The following is a 19,042-nucleotide window of genomic DNA, read 5'->3' on the forward strand; positions in this document are numbered from 1 at the left end:
GAGATAAAAATAAAGCTGCGCCAACAGAAAACTGTTTGAGATAAAATTTACTACTTTCCTCCATCCTTCCATCGACTTAGAATCAGCATTCCCTTGAACAAAGAAGTAAAGCCACGTGTCAGACCATTTAGAAAACGAATTTGAGCTAAGCAATGAGGAAATGCATCTCTATAGCCGTCAGATTTTACTGGATGGTTGGGATCTCGAGGCACAAGAACGGCTGAAACTTGCCAATGTACTGATCATCGGCGCAGGGGGGATCGGCTGTACCAGTGCCGAACTGCTGGCACGTGCAGGGGTAGGTAAAATTACAATTATCGATGCGGATACCATTGAGATCAGTAATCTACAACGACAAATTGCATTTACCTCAAATGATTTAGGCCGATATAAAGCTGAAATCTTGGCTAAACATCTCCAAGCCATTAATCCACATATACAGGTCAATTATCAAAATATACGTTTCGATGCAATAAATGCGGATGAACTCGTACAGCATCAGGATGTAGTGTTAGATGGTTGTGATAATTTTACCACCCGTTATCTGGTCAATGCAGTGTGTAAAAAACATCAGGTCCCGTTAATTAGTGCTTCAGCCATTGGCTTTGAAGGGCAAATGTTTATGGTTGAGTCAGATTCAGCCTGTTATGAATGCTTATTTCCAAAGGAAGAGCATGCCAATGAAGGGTTACGCTGTGCCGAGTCTGGCGTGTTGGCAACTACGCCTGTAATGATTGCGTCATTACAAGCACATCACACTTTATTGTTTTTAGGATTAGGTTTAACCCCACTGAAGCAAAAACTGTTGCTCTGGAATGGCCTAAACCTATCGCAACGCATTCTTAAATTTGAAAAAGATGTAAATTGTCCAGTTTGTCAGGCAACTTGATCGGTAAAATGAGCAAAATTTGCTAAACTAATGCCATCTGTGAGGCAAGAAAGATTATGAAAAGAAATATTTTATTCGATGGATTACGCTCTGTAGCACGTATCGGTGAAACAGTGGTGGTTGCAGCACAAGCAGGTGTGAAATATGCAACTGAGAAACCAAGCAATGCCAAACTCATGCGTGAAACCTTTGAGTCGCTTGGTTCGACTTATATCAAGCTGGGTCAGTTTATTGCCAGTACGCCGTCTTTATTCCCGCGAGAATATGTGCAGGAGTTTCAGGGCTGTCTGGATCAAACCCCGACTTTACCGTTTAGCTATATTCAAAAGGTTTTGGCAGAAGAGTTCGAAGGTCGCAACCTCAATGAAATTTTCAGTTTTATTGATGAAAAACCATTGGCGTCTGCCTCAATTGCACAGGTGCATCCGGCCAGACTGGTCACCGGTGAAGACGTGGTTTTAAAAGTACAGAAACCGGGTGTGGAAACGATTCTGTATACCGATCTGAATGTGGTGCACTGGGCAACCAAATTACTGGAAAAAGCCATGCCGAAAATCAAGTTTGCATCGCTTTCTGAAATTGTGGATGAGATTAAGACACGCATGGTACGTGAAGTTGATTTTATTGAAGAAGCGCAAAATCTGGATGACTTTATCCAGTACCTGAACATTTCAGGCAATCAGGCTGCGACTGCACCCAAAGTGTATCATCAGTTTTCGACCCGTCGTGTACTGACCATGCAGCGTCTATATGGTGTGCCATTAACCGACTTTGATGTGGTTAAGCAGTATGCTAAAGATCCTACCCAAGTCCTGATTACAGCCATGAATACCTGGTTTGGTAGCTTGATGTTGTGCAAGAGTTTCCATGCAGACTTACATGCTGGCAATCTGATGCTGCTGGAAGATGGTCGTATTGGCTTTATCGATTTCGGTATTGTCGGTCAGTTAAAGCCGGAAGTCTGGACGGCATGTATGGCCTTTATGGATGCGTTACAGCATACCAACTATGTGGCAATGGCTGAGAATATGCTCAAGATGGGCATGACCCACCAGAAAATTGATACTCAGGTATTGGCAGATGATCTGGAGCGTTTGTTTAGTGGGGTATTGCTGGCAGATCCGCAAGAAATTCTGAGTTCGAATCCGGCAGATCTGAATGACATCATGATGGATATGGTGGCTGTGGGTGAACGTCATGGCATCAAATTCCCGCGTGACTTCGCGTTATTATTCAAGCAAATGTTATATTTTGATCGTTTCATGCGTGTTCTCGCACCTTATACCGATATTTATGCTGACCAGCGTTTGAAAATGGTTCACAATATTGAACCTGCTTCGTTTTTAAAGCATTAATTTATTTATCGGTTCAATAGGTCATTATGGATGCCATTATCATTGAAGGGTTAAAGGTGGATACGGTCATTGGCTGTTTCAGCTGGGAACGCCAGATTATTCAACCTTTAATGCTAGATCTCACCATTCATAATGATCTATCCCAGGCTGCACACTCGGATGAGCTGGAAGACACGCTCAACTATGCTCAAATTTGCGAGCTTGCAGCTCAAGTCATTCAAGAGGCGCAACCCAAACTGATTGAGCATGCTGCTCAACTGGTGCTTGAGTGTCTGTTTAGCACTTTTCCTTCGATCGAATCGATCACTATCACCATTCGCAAACCCGCCATTATTGCTCAAGCTAATGCAGTAGGAATTCGCCTTGAACGCAACAGAAACAATTTTTGCGCTCGCACTGGCGAGTAATCTTCAGCAGCAACAAAATTTCACTTTTGCTTATGAGCAGATTGCCCAGCTCGGTAGAGGGGTGTTTTCTCCGATTTATGAAATTCCTTGTCGGGATGGAATTGGGGCAGATTACTGGAACTCGGCATGTCTGTTAAGCAGTCGACTCGGCGTTGATGAAGTCATCGAATTGCTTAAAAGGCTGGAACAGCAATCGGGACGGATTCGACCATCACACCAGATCACGCTAGATATTGATGTAATTGCCTGGGGAAAGGATTTAGACACTATGCAGTTTAATCCTAAGAAGTTACCACTGGCGTTGGATGTGAAAATTCCTTTATTTGATTTATGGCCACATGCTGATTTAAGCTATGATCAAAAGATAAACTATCCTGTCATTACAATGTAATTTGTTTGAATGTAATCTCATAATAATTAGGACCATTGTTCATGAAAAGTATTTTAATTTTATCGGCTTTGACGGTATTACTTTCTGGTTGTGCAGCCATGAGTGTTGAGCAATGTAAAACGGCCAATTGGTTGAGTGTGGGAGAAAAAGACGGTTCGGCCGGGCATGAATCGCGTCTAGATAAGTATTATTCTTCTTGTCAGAAAGCCAATATTGTTCCCAATCAAAGCCTGTATGAAAAAGGCTATCAACAAGGTCTGGGCTATTACTGCCAGCCTGAGAATATCTTTAGTGAAGCCTTGGATGGACGAGGTGATTACAGGGTTTGTCCGGCGGAAAAGCGCCAGACTTTAAGACCTTATTATCAGGCTGCCAATGAATATTATCTGGCTGATTCAGAGTTCAGTCGCTCACAGAGTGAGATGAACCGTTACTTAAAGGAACTGGAGCGTACTGATCTATCCTCTAAAGTCCGGGATGATTATAAGAAGCGTTTATATGATCTACGTATCAATAGCAGCAGTGTCCAGTCACGTTATCATAATGCAGTCCGCAATATGGAGCGCTTTAAGGCTGAACATGGCCTCAATTAAGTTACAAGTATCTTGCTCTCATACGCCTGTGATTTTAGTCACAGGCGTTTTGCTTTGTGAATTAAACATTTAAATTACAGACCCATGCCGAGATCAATGTTTAAATATTCAATTGAATCAACCGCAAGGGATGCAGCATGCACATCAAATTTATTACGGTTGGAGTGATGGCCTATGTAGTCATGAACTCCGCTTATGCCATTGATGCCAAATATAGAGAACAACTCGAACGTTCAGGCTGTACGCAAATCAGTGAAGCGCAAGGCTGTGACATCAATAAGACCTCAGAAGAAAATATCAAGGCTGGCTTTAGCATACCTGATGCAGTTGCAACACCGGAACCTGCGGTCAATCAACCGCAATGGATTGCTGAAAGATCAGATGGCTCGACCTTGGCAACCATCCGAATTGACCCGCAGCAACGTGTCTGGGTGAATGATACCCGGGTGGCAGCCACTCAGAAAAATGGCCAGTTTGAGTTTAGGCAAGGCAAGATTAACTATACGATTTTTACTGATCTGGAAAAGCAGCCACAAAGTTTCTGGTCGGACCGTTATTCCACAGACAAAGGAAAAATTGTGTTTCGCTGATCTTTGAACAAGCGTTTTTCATGATGAATTTAGACAGAAAAAAGGGAATTACAGATTCATAATTCCCTTGAATGATTTATAGATAATAACTGGTTTTTGTCATTAATTTTGAAATCGCGGTCATGGTAATCCGTACAGGCACTGGTAAATCCACACCACCTGCACTCAATGCGGTATCACGATGATGCAACTCATCTTCATTCATCTGCTCAAGGATTTTGCGGGAGCGGTCATCATGCGCTGGCAATTGCTGGATATGTTCCTGTAAGTGCTGGCTGACCTGTCGTTCTGTCTCTGCAACAAAACCTAAACTGTATTTATCGCCTGCAATCCCTGCAATTGCACCCATGCCATAAGACAAGCCGTACCAGATCGGGTTCAAGACACTGGTATGGCTATCCAGTTCTTTTAAACGATCTTCACACCAGGCCAGATGATCCTGTTCTTCAATCGCCGCCTGCTGCATTTCTTCACGCACATGGGGCAGTTTTGCAGTCAATGCCTGACCGTGATAAAGCGCCTGGGCACACACTTCGCCACTATGGTTAACGCGCATCAAACCTGCAACATGGCGTGCATCGCTGACACACAGCTGTGAAGGTTCATCGCTGGCTGGATTGGCGCGTTGGGCACTGGTCGCGCCCGGTACCAGACTACGTAAAGCCTGATCAAAAGAATTAATAACTTTATCGAGACCTGTGTATTGACGCATATATTAATCCTCTAGAGTATTGGGCGCATTTTGCAGTAACGGTTTGAGTCGTTTTAATAACCAGAACGAAAAAATTGCGCTTAAAACAGCAGTAATAGTGAATAAGATTTTAATATCAATTTTTAAAATGCTTAAGATTAAAATTGAAAAAATTGCTGAAGAGACCATAAATACAGCATTCAGGATATTGTTTGCTGCCACCACACGCGCCCGATGAGAACGTGGTGAATAGGCCTGCATCATGGCATAAAGCGGTACGATATAAAAACCGCCGCTGATGCCCAATAAGGTCACGGCAAGCATCACATGATAATAGACTGCACCTTGGCTAAACATATCTTTCAACGTCAGTAGATCACCTGTACGTTCAGGTACAAATGCCAGACTGGCAGCGAGATAAAGGGCAAAAACCGTCAGGCCAATTGCGCCATAGGGCACCATCTTGATATTGATTTCCGTACCGCCAATACGTCGGCATAACAGAGAACCAACACCAATTCCGACCGAAAAGAAGGTTAACAGCAGACTGACCACATTTTCTGAGGCATGTAAATTTTGTTGTGTCAGTTGCGGAATCTGGGTCAGGTAGGTTGCACCATAGAACCAGTACCAAGAATTACCTAACAGAATCACAAACACAACCGGGATGCTTTTGGCATAACCAATGGTCTGGAAACTGGTGCGGAAAAAGTTCCAGTCAATTTTTAAATCAGGCGCAGCAACTTTTTGCGGCAGGATAAAACGGCTACATAAATAGCCTAAGCAAGCAATAGTCACCACAGTTACACTGATCCAGAGCAGGTTGCCTTCAGAAGAAGCGATTACCGCGCCGCCGAGAATCATGCCCAGTAAAATCGCGATCGATGTACCTGACTGGAATAAGGCATTACCAGACATTAGCTCTTGTGGCTTTAAAATCTCAGGTAAAATGGCATATTTGATCGGCCCGAAACAGGTGGAATGCGTTCCCATCAAAAACAGCGCAAATAACAATAACCACAGATTGCCCAGCAAGAAACCTGCAGTACCAATCAGCATAATGACGATTTCTAATATTTTAATGAAGCGAATCAGTTGGGAACGTTCATATTTATCCGCAATTTGCCCGGCTGTGGCCGAAAAGAAAAAGTAAGGCAGAATAAACAGTAAAGCTGCTAAATTATTTAAAGTACTGACTGGTGCGCTTTGTTGTTGTATCCAGCCATAAGTGATGACCAATAAGAGCGCTTGTTTATAAACATTATCATTCAGTGCTCCAAAAAATTGCGTGAAAAACATCGGTGCAAACCGACGTGATGTCATTAAGCGCTCATCTTGTTTCATCGTGTGTTCACTTCATTGTGTTTTATAAAAAAATGTGACGAACTGTAAAAATGTGATGAAATGCATGTATGATATCCCTGTCTGATTGGATGAAAAATCAAAGATTTGAAGTTATTTCAGCCATCAAAAACGATAAATTAAAAAATAAGTTTAGAGTTCTACATGCCATCTAAATCGAAGTTTAAACAGTCAACACTGGTTCATTCTATGCATTTAATCTTTAAAATGCAGGGTTTTCCTAAACTTATTTGTAGCGGCTTCTTAATTAGTTCTTGTATATCAGTTGCTTGTGCACAAGAGCAAATTCCGGACTCGCCTGAAAATCAGACAGCGGATCAGACTGAGCCGCAGGCGGATGCCGCCGCTGCACTGATGAAACAACGGCAAGCGCTTCTCAATAGCCCGGAGAATCCGTTGTCTGTGCAGGACAGTTTGTCTGCCTTAAAACATCAGGAGCAGGCGGCCAACCAGATTGATGAGTTAAAACCGATTCAGCTCGACGATAATCTGGAAGATCTGCCGGTGATTCCGGTGGATCAAGGCATGGCCAATGAAATCTTCCGTGTAGCAGAAGATGCAAAAAATGAAGCAAAAAATTATCGTGAAAATACCGCCAAAACACCTGAAGTTTCGGTGAGCGATGTTTCTCAAACCGAACTGACCGAGATTAAAAGTGCACCCGTCAACATTGACAAGTTAATGCACGACATTCAGACCGACAGTAAAATTGTTGTTGAAGCCAACGAGGCTGGTCGGACCTTACCTGAATTTCAGACTCAAACTGAGCAGGATGCTGAAAAAGAAGGTTTCTTTAAACGTATCTGGCATCGGTTCCGTCCAGAGAATTTGCTTAATCCAGATAAGGTGCCGCGTATTACCGCCGATGTGACAGGGGCACCACCTGTTCTGGCCGCAAATATCAAGGCCAAGTTATCCAGCTTTACCCAGGAATCTTTTGAGGAATTCAATGTCGCCTTACCGCAATTGCGTGCTTTAACCAATCAGGCAGCACAGGCGGTCGGTTATTACAATGCCACTTACACCTTTGTTAAAGAAAGTGACAACAAGGTCAAGGTAATTGTGGTGCCGAATGAACCGGTAAAAATCAAAGAACAGAATATCGAATTTACCGGTGCAGGGGCTAACATTCCGCAGTTCCAGGTCATCCGTTTGATTCCGGAACAAGATGAAGGTGATATTTTTAACCACGGCAAATATGAAGAGACCAAGAACAAAATTACCACAGTCGCTTCAGATAACGGTTATTTTGATGCGTTCTGGCGTTTGCATGACGTGAAGATCAGCCAGCCGGAAAAGACCGCCGATATTAACCTGAAATATGAAACCGGTGAGCGTTACAAACTCAAGAAAGTCGAATACCGGATGAGTGATCCGAGCAAGCCATTGCCTTTGACCCAAAAAGTGCTGGATAGTCTGGCACCGTGGAATGAAGATGATGATTATGCCTTCTGGCGTGTAAATGCCCTGGCAAATAACTTAACCAATACCCGTTATTTTAACTATACGCTGGTGGATACCATTAAGCCGGATGCTATCCAGCCTCCGCTGGAGTTGCCGCCTGATCTGCAAGCTTTGGTCGACCAGCAACGTATTGAACAGTCCCAGCTGTTAAATAGCCAGCAAAAGGCGGATCTTGCCCGTGCGAAAATTACCTCTGCTGAAGAAGTCACTCAGGATGTTGTAGACGAATCGCAATTCTCGGGGGCCGAACAGGCACAGACCTATTCGTTAGCACGGTCAATGCCGATGCCAACGCATGAGGATGATGACGAGACACGTCAGAAGCAGGAAGAGCAAGCGCGTATTGACCAGAAGATTCCGGTAGTGGTGACCTTGAATGCTGACCGTTTAAACAGTCTGGAAACAGGTATTGGTTATGGGACCGATACCGGGGCGCGTATTCGTAGCCAGTACCGTCGTGCTATTGTCAATAAATATGGTCATTCTTTTGATGCCAACGTCGAGGTTTCCGAAATTCGTCAGTCGATTGATGGTCGTTACAGCATTCCTTATAAACATCCGTTAAATGACTATTTCAACCTTGTGGGTGGTTATGAGCGTGAAACGCGTGATGACATTGGCCCGGATGTCAACTTGCTGATCGAGTCGGCCGTACTGGGTGGCGAACGTGTCATCAAGAATCCTTTGGGTGACTGGCAACATACCTTTGGCCTGCGTTACCGCCTAGACCGTTTAACTCAAAAAGGCGATGTTGATATTGATGAGTTACCGGATGCTTTCAAGGTTTCCGGAATTGATTCGGAACAAGAGTCTTTACTGTTGGGATACGAGGCTTCTAAAACCAATAGTAATACCCGTTTGAATCCAACCCGAGGCTTTAAACAGACCTATAAAGTTGAACTGGGCACAGAATCGCTGTTGTCTGACGCCAATATGGCGATTGTGAGTGCCGGCTGGCGCTTTATCTATTCACTGGGTGAAAATGACAATCACCAGTTTGTCGGTCGTGGCGATGCCAGCTATATTTTTACCGATGACTTTAATAAAGTACCTTATAACTTGCGCTTCTTTACTGGTGGGGATCAGTCACTACGGGGCTTCGACTATAAGAGCTTATCACCAGAAGAAAATGGCTATAAATTGGGTGGACAAGCTTTAGGGGTTGGCTCGCTTGAATATAACTACCAGTTTAAAGATGGTTGGCGTGCAGCCGTGTTCTCGGATTTTGGTAATGCTTATGACAAACAGTTTAGCAATCCAACAGAATATAGCGTGGGTGTCGGTATCCGCTGGAGATCACCAATTGGGCCAATTCGTCTCGATGTTGCTTCAGGTATTTCCAATGAGAATCATCCGATTCGATTGCATTTCTTTATTGGTCCACAACTTTAAAAACTTTTATTTAGCCTGCTAACGCGGCAAAACAATTTCAGGTTGATTATGACGGAAGTAGAACAGCAACTGACACCTCCCGCTGGACCAAGAAAAAAACGGCACCTTGGTCGTAATATTGCGCTGATCGTGCTGATCATTCTTTTGTTATTGGTCAGTTCTTTAATTGTGATGATGTCTACCGATAAAGGTAGCCGCTTTCTACTGGATCGCGTATTGCAAAGCCAGAAAATTATTAAATATGAATATGAAGGCGGTAATCTGCTCAAGGGTATTATCCTGAAAAATATTCTGGTGCAGTTACAGGCGGTAGATGTTTCTTTAGATCGGGCGGATGTCTCTTTGGGCTGGCGCGCGATTCTAAATAAAGAAGTACATTTGAGTCATGCCGATGTCCGTAATCTAAAAATTATCAATAAGAAACCACCTTCGGATGAACCTTTTGGATTCGAGCCGATCAAGCTGCCTTTTGTCTTACGGATTGATGAAGCCAGTCTGGATCATCTGCAAATCCAGACCGCAACTTCAAAAGTTGATTTTAACGATGTCTATCTGAAAGATGCCCTATGGTCTGAGACCAAGCTGGAGTTTGAAGACTCGCGCATGGATATGGGTTATCTCGCCGTCCAGAATGCTTCAGGTCATATGGATTTCAGTGGGAAATATCCTTTAAATGCCAAGGCTGATCTGATCATTCCTGCATTAAAAAGTCTGGATATCGAAACCATTAAGGTGGCAGCGCGCGGTTCTTTAGATACCTTAAGACTGGGGGTTGCGACCACCACTCCTGATCTGCTCACAGGTCGGGCGATTCTGCATCCGGTTCGTGAACATGTGCCGATGCAGGGCGAATTGTTCTTAAAAAATTATCATTTGCCTTTATTGAAAGACCAGAAGCTGTTTGCCAAAGATGGTGTGGTCAAATTTAACGGTGATATACAAAAACTGGTGTTGAATCTTGATACGGATTTAAAAGGTGAGCAGATTCCGGAAGGTAAATATACGGCACTGATGGATACCGATTTAACGCATCAGTTAAATATCCGTGATTTAAATGGCCAGCTAATGAAAGGTGCAGTGAGCCTGAACGGTATTGTAAACTGGCATGAGCATGTCACCTGGGATCTGAAAGGGCGTCTGGACCATTTGGATCCTGAAAATACTACGGTACCGCAGATCGCACAGGACTTTTTACCGCCGAAACTAGATGCCAATATCAGTTCTTCCGGTTCCTTACAAAAAGGTCTGGCACTGACTGCTCAAGTGGCTTTTGACAAATATGAAAGCTGGGCACTCAAGCTGGATCAGGCCGAAGAAAAAAATAACAAAGCTCAGCCTATGTTGCTGGATATTTCATGGAAAGGCATTGACCGTGCCATGCCTTATATCGGCTGGTTGAGCAGTGAAGAAGGTCATACCAATGTGGCGTTAAAAGAGGGTCAACAGGATATTTATGTTGCGACCACGGTACGTCCGCATGAACAGGGTTTATTGCCAACGGGTAAATATGAAGCGCGTTTGGATTTAAAAGACAATCTCTTAAATGTTGAAAATTTCCGTTATCTGGCTGAAAAAGGCAGTTTGTCTGGTCAGGCCAAAGTAAAATTACCAACTGAAAAGCAGCAGCTGTCTTGGCAAGCGCAGCTTAAGGCACAAGATTTTAATCCGCAAACGGTTGCGGCAGCTGCACCGGTCAATGTGCTCAATGGGGAAATCAAAGCCAATGGCTTTGCCAAACCGAATCAGCAAGTGATCAAGTTTGAACAGATTGATTTAAAAGGTCAGCTGGCACAGGCCAACCAGAAAGAAACCATTGCACTGAAAGGTAAAAGTACTGCCGCTTTAATTTTCCATGATGAAAAAGCGGGTGGCGGATTCAAGAGCTTTGCAGTGGACTATGACGGTTCGCTTAACGCCCTGAATCAGGGGGATGGCTTATTAAAGATTAATGTAGCCGGAACGCCTGAATACATTAATATTAAAGAATTAAAACACGATGGGGTTGCAGGTAAAGTATTTGCGACCGGGTCAGTGAATCTGAAAGACAAGCTGGGCTGGGATATTGATGCCTCACTGGTACGTTTTAAACCGCAATACTTTGTTTCTACGGTTAAAGGTGAAGTCTCCGGGCATGTGAAAACACAAGGGGTCTGGTCAGACAAGCTGAAACGGATTGATATTCGCCAACTTAACGCAGCCGGTTTCATCAACAATAAGCCAGTTCGCGGTCGTGGTAATCTCAGCCTGTTACTTGATTCAAATCAGCAAGGTTTTTTACCGCAGCAATTTGAGGCCAACGACCTATTCCTGGCTTATGCACAGAACCAGTTACAGGCCACTGGCAATGCACAAAGCTTGAGAATTAAACTCAATGCTCCTGCATTATATGAGTTATATCCGGGCTTACGTGGCCGTGCCTATGGTAGCCTAAACGTCCAGTCACAACCACGTTTAAGAGCAACCGCGAACATGGCGGTCGATAACTTTGCCTTTAATGATCTGGTCAGTATCAAGTCATTACGTGTACAAGGTGAACTGCCGACATCTGAAACCACTCCAACCCAGTTAACGGCGACGTTAACCCAGTTACGTAACGGTAATCGTGAAATCCAGAATGCCACCGTAAATCTGGCCGGAACGCGTAAAGCGCATGTATTGAAGGTTGAAAGTAAAAACCGACAATCTAATTTCTATGTACAACTGGCGGGTGGTTTTAATCCAAACAATGACTGGTTAGGACTGGTGCAGAAAGGTAACTTTACCTCGCGTAATATCAGTCTGGTGCAAAACCAGAATGCGCCGATTATCTATACCGCAGCACAGCAGCAACTCTATATTGGGCAGCACTGCTGGCAGAGTTCAAACAGTCAGTTGTGTCTGGATCAGCCGGCCCGTATCAGTAAGGCCAAAGGTAACTTCTCGCTGATTACCAAAAATCTGGATCTAAAAGACTTTACCGCCTTTATGCCAGAAGGTCTGGCGGTTACAGGTCAGCTCAACGGTTATGCCAAAGCGTCGTGGGCGAACGGCAGTCATCCAAAACTGGATGCGCGTTTAGTCACACGTAAAGGTGAGATTGGTCTGGCCGCGGATGATCCGCAAGATCCTGCCACGACAGTGACTTATGATGAATTGAGTCTGATAGCCAAAAGTATCAGCGAAGGCATGTTATTCCGTGTCGATATGAAGACACCGGATATTGGAACGGGTTATGCCAATGTCATTATTGATCCATTCCAGAACAATATGCCGATGCGTGGTGAAGTAGCATTTGATGATGTACAGCTCAAAGTATTCAAGCCATTTATCAAGGATGTGCGTTCGATGGCGGGCACCTTGTCCTTGGCCGGAAAAGTTAATGGTACTTTGACCCAGCCACAGATTACCGGTGAGATGCGTTTGAAAAATGGTGCGATCAGCATGATTTCACTGCCGGTCAATTTAAGCAACATCCAGCTATATTCATCGATTCGCCAAGACTATGCCACGATTGATGGTGCATTTAACAGCGGACAAGGTGTGGGGCGCTTAAAGGGTAATTTTGACTGGAAGAATGATCCACATTTAAACCTGACTTTGAAAGGCGATAATTTGCTGGTGCGTCAGGCACCTATGATTACGGCAATTGTGAAGCCTGATCTGAGTCTGGATGTTTATCCATTTGACAAGCGTTTAAGCCTGAAAGGCACGGTGGATGTCCCGCGTGCGCGTATTTCCATGCCAGAAACCTCTGAAAGTGTCGTCAATCTTTCACCGGATGTGCGTGTAGTACAACAGGGACAAGATTTGCTGGCTACCCTGAAAGCGGCCAAGCCTTGGGATATTCGTGCAGATATGACCGTGACACTTGGAAATCAGGTAATCTTCCAGGGCTTCGAAAGTACCATTCCACTGGTCGGACGTTTACATTTATCGCAACGTGGTCTGGAAACAGCCATGCGTGCCAATGGTGCCATTGGTGTCAGCCAGAAGGTGAAGATCGAAGCCTATGGTCAAAGCCTTGACCTGAATCGTGCGATTGCGCGTTTTAACGGACCGTTGGCAAACCCGACACTGGATATTGATGCCAATAAACCGGTTCAGGGCAGCATGGTCGGTGTCCGTGTTACAGGTACCGCAACCGTGCCGAATATTCAGATTTATAACGATGCTGGCTTATCTGAACAGGAAGCATTGAATGCCTTATTGACTGGCCGTATTAATGAAGGTAACAGCGGTTTAAGTAATACTGAGGGCTTTAAGTCGGATGTAAACAATACCATTGCTGCCGCAGGGATCAGTATGGGCTTGGGTGGTACACGTGCCTTGACCAACCAGATTGGCCGAACCTTCGGGTTAAGTGGTCTGGCGCTGGATGCACAGGGTACCGGTGATGATACGCAGGTCAGCCTGACAGGCTATATCACGCCAGATCTGTTTATTCGTTATGGTATTGGTGTGTTTACCCCAGTGAACAAGTTGACCTTGCGTTATCAGATGAACCGCCGTTTATATCTGGAAGCAAGTCAGTCCTTAGAACGTGCAATTGACGTATTCTATAACTGGCGTTTCTAAGCTTTCTTTAAGCTAGGCTTAGAACAGGAAAGAGGAATTATTTCGCTGAAATAGTTCCTCTTTTTTTATGGGCTAAAATCACATCTGAAACCTTTAAGATCTGATCGTCACAAAGAAATAATGAGGACAGATCTATTAACAGTCTATGCCAATTTTTTAGAGGCTATGCTAAGGATAATGCTAAAAATATAATATTCAAGTCATTGTTTTATTATAGTAATTTAGATTTTTATAGGTGTCTTTTAAGTCATTTCAGCTCTTGATCCAAAATTAAAATTACTGTTCTGAGTGATGTTGATTTTATAGTTGAATAGATAAATCCACTTTTTGAGTGCATCTGTTTTGATGTTTGTACAACTGCATAATAGTGGGAGGGGTGTAAAAAGAGAGTTTGAAATGAATAAATATTTAAGACAGTTAATGTGGTTAGGATTAGGTTTATTTGCACTCAATGCGCATACAAATGTTCAAGCATGTCCTTCAGGCATTCCCGTAGCGAATAATCTTGGCTGCATTCCACCAAATGATCCTCTTTCACCTTACTATCAAGGTAGTGGGGCTGTACAACAAGCAGCACCGCAATTACCGCTACAACCTACAGGTTATTGGGTAAAGACGTGGGGAGCGATTGCACCATCACCAAAAGGTGGTGTACTAGGAACAGCAGTGGGAGCAGATAGTAAAGCAGAAGCAGAACGCTTGGCACTCGCAGATTGTAAAAAGAAAGGTGGTCAATCTTGTGAAGTCGAGTTGGCTTATCATAATCAATGTTCAGTGATGGTTACAGGTAAAACTAATTATAGATTGGCAAGTGCTGGTTCAATTCCAGAGGCATCGCAACTTGGAATCCAGACGTGCAAGAAATGGGGGGATACCAACTGCCGCGTTTATTATTCTGCCTGTACCGAACCACGGTTTGTTAAGTATTAATGGCTTAACACGGTATTTTAAATCTGTTCATTGACGATTAATTTGATTTTTAAAGGGTAAGCAAGCATCCAAAATTAAATAAAAGAGCATAAGAATGATGTTTAAAGGACTAATAATCGCTATTTTAGCGATCACATTATTTTCTATCGTTTATTTATGTAGAGAGTATAAACGAACAGGTGGGTATGATGAAAATACCGATGGATTTTACGGGTATACCTATCCAGCCGCTAAGGGATTTGAAGATATAAAGGATTGCAACAAAGCCAATACTCAATTTCCAAATGACCCTCCTGTATCTGAAGAATGGATGGAGGGGTGTCAGAAATACTTTAAGATCAACCAATAATTTTTAAGGTTTTGATCTATAGGCATAGCGAGCTACTTAAAACAAAGGTTCGAATAGATAAAATATGATAGAATTTTTATAAGATATTGATAATAAATGAATTTAGGACATTTTTTGGAGAAAACACATGAAAACTGTCACTTTCGGTCAGCTTTGGGCAGTGCTTGGCTTGATACTGCTCAGTTCCACACTCCAAGTCAATGCCAAGGAATACTATAAATGGGTCGATGCCAAAGGTGTCACTACTTATTCAGCAACGCCACCACCTGCACAAAAAACCGAACCGCAACTCGATCCGGTCAAGAACAGCAGCAATACTAAAGTACAGCAGTCAACTGCACCTAAAGAGCCCAAAGCGACCACGCTGACCGCAACTCTAGCAACGACATCCAAACCTGTAAGCAATGCTACAGCCAGCCATCTGACGGCAGCAAGCGGAGGAGTACTCATTCCCGTAAAAAACTGTAATGGCGTAAGGTGCTGGGATACAAAAGGCAAGTCTTATAATTTAGTGGCGGGCACGACTTATCTTTCAGCACATGGAGGGAAGTGTCAAAAGATCGCCAATAACATGCAATGTAATAAATGATTTGTATGTTTTTATTACGGAAAGCAAGCTTTTAGCTGCTTCCTTTTTGCAAAATAAACAAGTTTCAGTATGATGGTGGGCATCAAATTAGCCGCAGTATGAAGATGAAAAAAGTTTTGTTGATTGCACTAGGTTTAGTTTTGGCTGGTTGTGCTGAGAAAAAGCCGTTAACCCCTGAAGAACAATGGCACGGTTACTGTGTCAGTGTCGGGAACGCTGCACGCTCAATCACTTTAGATCGTCAAAATGGAATTGACCAAAAGCAGGCAACGGAACATGCGGGCAAAATTGAAGATGAAATGACACGTAAGTTTATCTTTAATATTCTGGATAAAGTTTATGCAATCCCGGTTGATGAACTGAAAAAAGATCCAGAAGCATTACGTGAAAATTTAAAGAAAAAATTTATGGAAGAATGCTTGGCTACACCACATGACAAGCTACCGAACTATAAACTTTTTTAATGTGTTCATAAAAAAGACAACATCGTTTGTCTTTTTTTATAGATGTAATTTATTGTTTTATTAGACATTAACCTTAGACCAAAGCGGTATTTAAAAGAGGGGATCATTTCGCTATAAAATAATGGACATCACGTAGAAATACGGTAGTTGCATTAACATTTGACGCGAAGTCTAGTAAAATTTTGCTGTCCACATTGCTTGTAAAGCTTGTACAAAGCTGGAACTTACAAGTAATTTTTTAAAAAAGAGGAATAACACTGTGCTAGAAGCTTACCGCCAACACGTTGAAGAACGTGCCGCACTCGGAGTCCCACCGAAGCCGCTTGATGATGCTCAAACTGCTGAACTTGTAGCCCTATTAAAAAATCCACCAGCAGGTGAAGAAGCATACCTGGTTGATTTGCTAGAAAACCGTGTTCCAGCAGGTGTTGACCAAGCTGCATATGTAAAAGCTGCTTTCTTAGCTGCCGTTGCAAAAGGCGAAGCAACCTCTCCACTCGTAACCAAAGAGCGCGCAGTATACTTACTCGGTACGATGCTTGGTGGTTATAACGTAGCGCCACTTGTTGAGCTCCTTGATAATGCTGAACTTGCTGAGCTTGCTGCTGAAGCGTTAAAGAAAACACTTCTTGTATTTGATGCATTCCATGACGTAGCAGACAAAGCCAAAGCAGGTAATGCTGCAGCTAAAGCTGTTTTACAATCTTGGGCTGATGCTGAATGGTTCACAAGCCGTCCAGACGTTCCAGAAGAAATCAAAATCACTGTGTTCAAAGTAACTGGTGAGACCAATACCGATGACTTGTCTCCAGCTCAAGACGCTTGGAGCCGTCCGGACATCCCGTTACACGCAAACGCTATGTTGAAAAACGAGCGTGATGGTATCAACCCTGAAAAACCAGGTGAAGTTGGCCCATTAAGCCAAATTAAAGAACTTATCGCGAAAGGCAACCAGGTTGCTTACGTAGGTGACGTTGTTGGTACAGGTTCTTCTCGTAAGTCTGCAACTAACTCGGTTCTTTGGTTCTTTGGTGACGAACTTCCACACATTCCAAATAAAAAAGACGGTGGTGTGTGCTTAGGTTCTAAAATCGCACCAATTTTCTTCAATACAATGGAAGATGCAGGTGCATTACCTGTAGAAATCGACGTTGCCAACATGAACATGGGCGACGAAGTTGTATTGAAAATTGATCACGCTGCTGCAAAAGTAACTGCATTCAAAGACGGCGCTCAAATTTCAGAAGCTGACCTTAAAACACCAGTACTTTTAGACGAAGTACGTGCGGGTGGTCGTATTAACCTGATCATTGGTCGTGGTTTAACTGCAAAAGCACGTGAAGAACTAGGTCTTGCACCTTCTACATTGTTCCGTACTCCAGTACAACCTGCTGACACAGGCAAAGGTTTCACCCAAGCTCAGAAGATGGTTGGCCGTGCATGTGGTTTAGCAGAAGGTCAAGGTATCCGTCCAGGAACTTACTGTGAACCTAAGATGACGACTGTTGGTTCTCAAGATACAACAGGTCCTATGACTCGTGACGAGTTAAAAGACTTGGCGTGCTTGGGCTTCTCGTCTGACTTAGTAATGCAGTCTTTCTGTCACACTGCTGCGTATCCAAAACCAGTTGACGTAACAACTCACCATACATTACCTGACTTCATCATGAACCGTGGTGGTGTATCTTTACGTCCAGGTGACGGTATTATCCACTCTTGGTTAAACCGTATGCTACTTCCAGATACTGTTGGTACTGGTGGTGACTCACATACTCGTTTCCCAATCGGTATTTCATTCCCGGCGGGTTCTGGTCTTGTTGCGTTCGCAGCTGCGACTGGTGTTATGCCACTGGATATGCCTGAATCTGTACTTGTTAAGTTCAAAGGTAAAATGCAACCTGGTATCACCTTACGTGACCTTGTACATGCAATTCCTTACTACGCAATCCAGGCTGGTGACTTGACTGTAGAGAAGAAAGGTAAGAAAAACATCTTCTCTGGTCGTATCCTTGAGATCGATCTTTCAGAAATGGAAAATGACTTGACTGTTGAGCAAGCATTCGAACTTTCTGATGCGTCTGCTGAACGTTCTGCTGCTGGCTGTTCAATCACGCTTTCTGAAGAGAAAGTTGCTGAATACCTACGTTCTAACATCACCATGTTGAAGTGGATGATCGCTGAAGGTTATGGCGATGCACGTACACTTGCACGCCGTGCTGAAAACATGCAGAAGTGGTTAGATAACCCAAGCCTGTTAAAAGCAGATGCTGATGCAGAATACTTAAAAGTTTACGAAATCGATCTTGCTGACATCAAAGAACCAATTCTTTGCTGCCCGAACGATCCAGATGACGCGAAACTTCTTTCTGACGTTCAAGGCGACAAGATTGATGAAGTATTCATCGGTTCATGTATGACTAACATTGGTCACTTCCGTGCAGCGGGCCAGTTACTTGACAAAGTACCTGGTGGTTCATTGTCTACTCGTTTATGGTTGGCTCCACCAACACGTATGGACGAGCATCAATTGATGGAAGAAGGCATGTACAACATCTACGGTCGTGCTGGTGCGCGTACCGAGATGCCAGGCTGTTCATTGTGTATGGGTAACCAAGCACGTGTAGCACCGAACACAACATGTGTATCGACGTCTACTCGTAACTTCCCGAACCGTTTAGGTCAAGGTGCAAACGTTTACTTGGCTTCTGCTGAGCTTGCATCTGTCGCTGCGGTTCTTGGTAAATTACCAAGCCCAGAAGAATATCAACAGTACGCGTCGCAAATCGACAGCGCTTCTGCTGACATCTACAAATACTTGAACTTCGACAAGATGAGCGAATATACAAAAGAAGCTGATCAAGTTGATACCAAGAAAATCCAAGCTGCTCAATTGACTTAATGAGCTAGGATCAAGAAAAGCCGAAGGGCTTTTCCCTGAGAAGTATCACTTCGCAAGAAGAGCAAATCCATGATTTGCTTGGGCAAAAGCTGAAAATAAGGGCTGATTAATCAGCCCTTATTT

14 protein-coding genes and 1 pseudogene are annotated in these 19,042 nt (G+C 43.6%); 13 read left to right on the forward strand and 2 right to left on the reverse strand.

What is annotated here, in order from left to right:
* Nucleotides 1–160 precede the first annotated feature (160 nt).
* The 6 genes from IEV39_RS03900 (at nucleotide 161) to IEV39_RS03925 (ending at nucleotide 4,225) form a co-directional block, all read left to right on the forward strand.
* A complete protein-coding gene (locus IEV39_RS03900) occupies nucleotides 161–889 on the forward strand; it encodes a HesA/MoeB/ThiF family protein (RefSeq protein ID WP_371873705.1) in 729 nt (242 codons plus the stop codon).
* Between the two features lie 56 nt (nucleotides 890–945).
* The gene (locus tag IEV39_RS03905; RefSeq protein WP_005286474.1) at nucleotides 946–2,244 is read left to right on the forward strand and encodes an ABC1 kinase family protein; all 1,299 of its coding nucleotides are present in this window, start codon (nucleotides 946–948) and stop codon (nucleotides 2,242–2,244) included.
* Nucleotides 2,245–2,270: 26 nt separating this feature from the next.
* A complete protein-coding gene (gene folB / locus IEV39_RS03910; protein ID WP_005286472.1) occupies nucleotides 2,271–2,651 on the forward strand; it encodes a dihydroneopterin aldolase in 381 nt (126 codons plus the stop codon).
* Nucleotides 2,608–3,042: a 2-amino-4-hydroxy-6-hydroxymethyldihydropteridine diphosphokinase gene (locus IEV39_RS03915; protein WP_005286470.1), complete on the forward strand. Its 435-nt coding sequence runs from the start codon at nucleotides 2,608–2,610 to the stop codon at nucleotides 3,040–3,042. Before folB ends, IEV39_RS03915 begins: the two co-directional genes overlap by 44 nt.
* 41 nt (nucleotides 3,043–3,083) lie before the next feature.
* Nucleotides 3,084–3,635, forward strand: coding sequence for a DUF2799 domain-containing protein (locus IEV39_RS03920; protein WP_005286468.1), 552 nt, complete (start codon nucleotides 3,084–3,086; stop codon nucleotides 3,633–3,635).
* A 137-nt stretch (nucleotides 3,636–3,772) separates the two neighbouring features.
* Nucleotides 3,773–4,225, forward strand: a complete 453-nt coding sequence (locus tag IEV39_RS03925; RefSeq protein WP_005286465.1) for a hypothetical protein — start codon at nucleotides 3,773–3,775, stop codon at nucleotides 4,223–4,225.
* Between the two features lie 76 nt (nucleotides 4,226–4,301).
* On the opposite strand, the gene coq7 is transcribed toward IEV39_RS03925, so the two are convergent.
* Entirely contained in the window at nucleotides 4,302–4,937 is a 636-nt protein-coding gene (coq7, locus tag IEV39_RS03930) for a 2-polyprenyl-3-methyl-6-methoxy-1,4-benzoquinone monooxygenase (RefSeq protein ID WP_005286462.1), read from the reverse strand.
* Nucleotides 4,938–4,940: 3 nt separating this feature from the next.
* Nucleotides 4,941–6,260: an MFS transporter gene (locus tag IEV39_RS03935; RefSeq protein WP_005286459.1), complete on the reverse strand. Its 1,320-nt coding sequence runs from the start codon at nucleotides 6,258–6,260 to the stop codon at nucleotides 4,941–4,943.
* A gap of 414 nt (nucleotides 6,261–6,674) precedes the next feature.
* Here IEV39_RS03935 and IEV39_RS03940 point away from each other — a divergent pair.
* The 7 genes and pseudogenes from IEV39_RS03940 to IEV39_RS03970 all read left to right on the forward strand — a co-directional run.
* A pseudogene (locus IEV39_RS03940) lies at nucleotides 6,675–9,134 on the forward strand (autotransporter assembly complex protein TamA); the annotation flags it as partial.
* 48 nt (nucleotides 9,135–9,182) lie between these two features.
* Entirely contained in the window at nucleotides 9,183–13,688 is a 4,506-nt protein-coding gene (locus IEV39_RS03945) for a translocation/assembly module TamB domain-containing protein (protein WP_005286454.1), read from the forward strand.
* A 396-nt stretch (nucleotides 13,689–14,084) separates the two neighbouring features.
* Nucleotides 14,085–14,618 carry a DUF4189 domain-containing protein gene (locus tag IEV39_RS03950; protein ID WP_032883164.1) on the forward strand — a complete coding sequence of 178 codons (534 nt, stop codon included), beginning with the start codon at nucleotides 14,085–14,087 and terminating at the stop codon, nucleotides 14,616–14,618.
* 94 nt (nucleotides 14,619–14,712) lie between these two features.
* A complete protein-coding gene (locus IEV39_RS03955) occupies nucleotides 14,713–14,967 on the forward strand; it encodes a hypothetical protein (protein ID WP_005286447.1) in 255 nt (84 codons plus the stop codon).
* Between the two features lie 127 nt (nucleotides 14,968–15,094).
* Complete coding sequence (locus IEV39_RS03960) at nucleotides 15,095–15,556, forward strand: DUF4124 domain-containing protein (RefSeq protein WP_005286444.1); 462 nt, start codon at nucleotides 15,095–15,097, stop codon at nucleotides 15,554–15,556.
* A 104-nt stretch (nucleotides 15,557–15,660) separates the two neighbouring features.
* The gene (locus tag IEV39_RS03965; RefSeq protein WP_005286440.1) at nucleotides 15,661–16,020 is read left to right on the forward strand and encodes a hypothetical protein; all 360 of its coding nucleotides are present in this window, start codon (nucleotides 15,661–15,663) and stop codon (nucleotides 16,018–16,020) included.
* A 259-nt stretch (nucleotides 16,021–16,279) separates the two neighbouring features.
* On the forward strand, nucleotides 16,280–18,919 hold the full coding sequence (locus tag IEV39_RS03970; RefSeq protein WP_005286437.1) for a bifunctional aconitate hydratase 2/2-methylisocitrate dehydratase: 2,640 nt from the start codon (nucleotides 16,280–16,282) through the stop codon (nucleotides 18,917–18,919).
* Nucleotides 18,920–19,042: the final 123 nt, after the last annotated feature.

Origin of the sequence: Acinetobacter courvalinii, from assembly GCF_014635545.1 — a bacterium.
Classification (GTDB): domain Bacteria; phylum Pseudomonadota; class Gammaproteobacteria; order Pseudomonadales; family Moraxellaceae; genus Acinetobacter; species Acinetobacter courvalinii.

Coding starts and splice junctions, on each gene's coding strand:
- IEV39_RS03950 (WP_032883164.1), top strand. CDS start 14,085: ATGAATAAATATTTAAGACAGTTAATGTGGTTAGGATTAGGTTTATTT.
- IEV39_RS03905 (WP_005286474.1), top strand. CDS start 946: ATGAAAAGAAATATTTTATTCGATGGATTACGCTCTGTAGCACGTATC.
- IEV39_RS03965 (WP_005286440.1), top strand. CDS start 15,661: ATGAAAAAAGTTTTGTTGATTGCACTAGGTTTAGTTTTGGCTGGTTGT.
- IEV39_RS03945 (WP_005286454.1), top strand. CDS start 9,183: ATGACGGAAGTAGAACAGCAACTGACACCTCCCGCTGGACCAAGAAAA.
- IEV39_RS03955 (WP_005286447.1), top strand. CDS start 14,713: ATGATGTTTAAAGGACTAATAATCGCTATTTTAGCGATCACATTATTT.
- IEV39_RS03935 (WP_005286459.1), bottom strand. CDS start 6,260: ATGAAACAAGATGAGCGCTTAATGACATCACGTCGGTTTGCACCGATG.
- IEV39_RS03925 (WP_005286465.1), top strand. CDS start 3,773: ATGCACATCAAATTTATTACGGTTGGAGTGATGGCCTATGTAGTCATG.
- IEV39_RS03900 (WP_371873705.1), top strand. CDS start 161: ATGCATCTCTATAGCCGTCAGATTTTACTGGATGGTTGGGATCTCGAG.
- IEV39_RS03960 (WP_005286444.1), top strand. CDS start 15,095: ATGAAAACTGTCACTTTCGGTCAGCTTTGGGCAGTGCTTGGCTTGATA.
- folB (WP_005286472.1), top strand. CDS start 2,271: ATGGATGCCATTATCATTGAAGGGTTAAAGGTGGATACGGTCATTGGC.
- coq7 (WP_005286462.1), bottom strand. CDS start 4,937: ATGCGTCAATACACAGGTCTCGATAAAGTTATTAATTCTTTTGATCAG.
- IEV39_RS03920 (WP_005286468.1), top strand. CDS start 3,084: ATGAAAAGTATTTTAATTTTATCGGCTTTGACGGTATTACTTTCTGGT.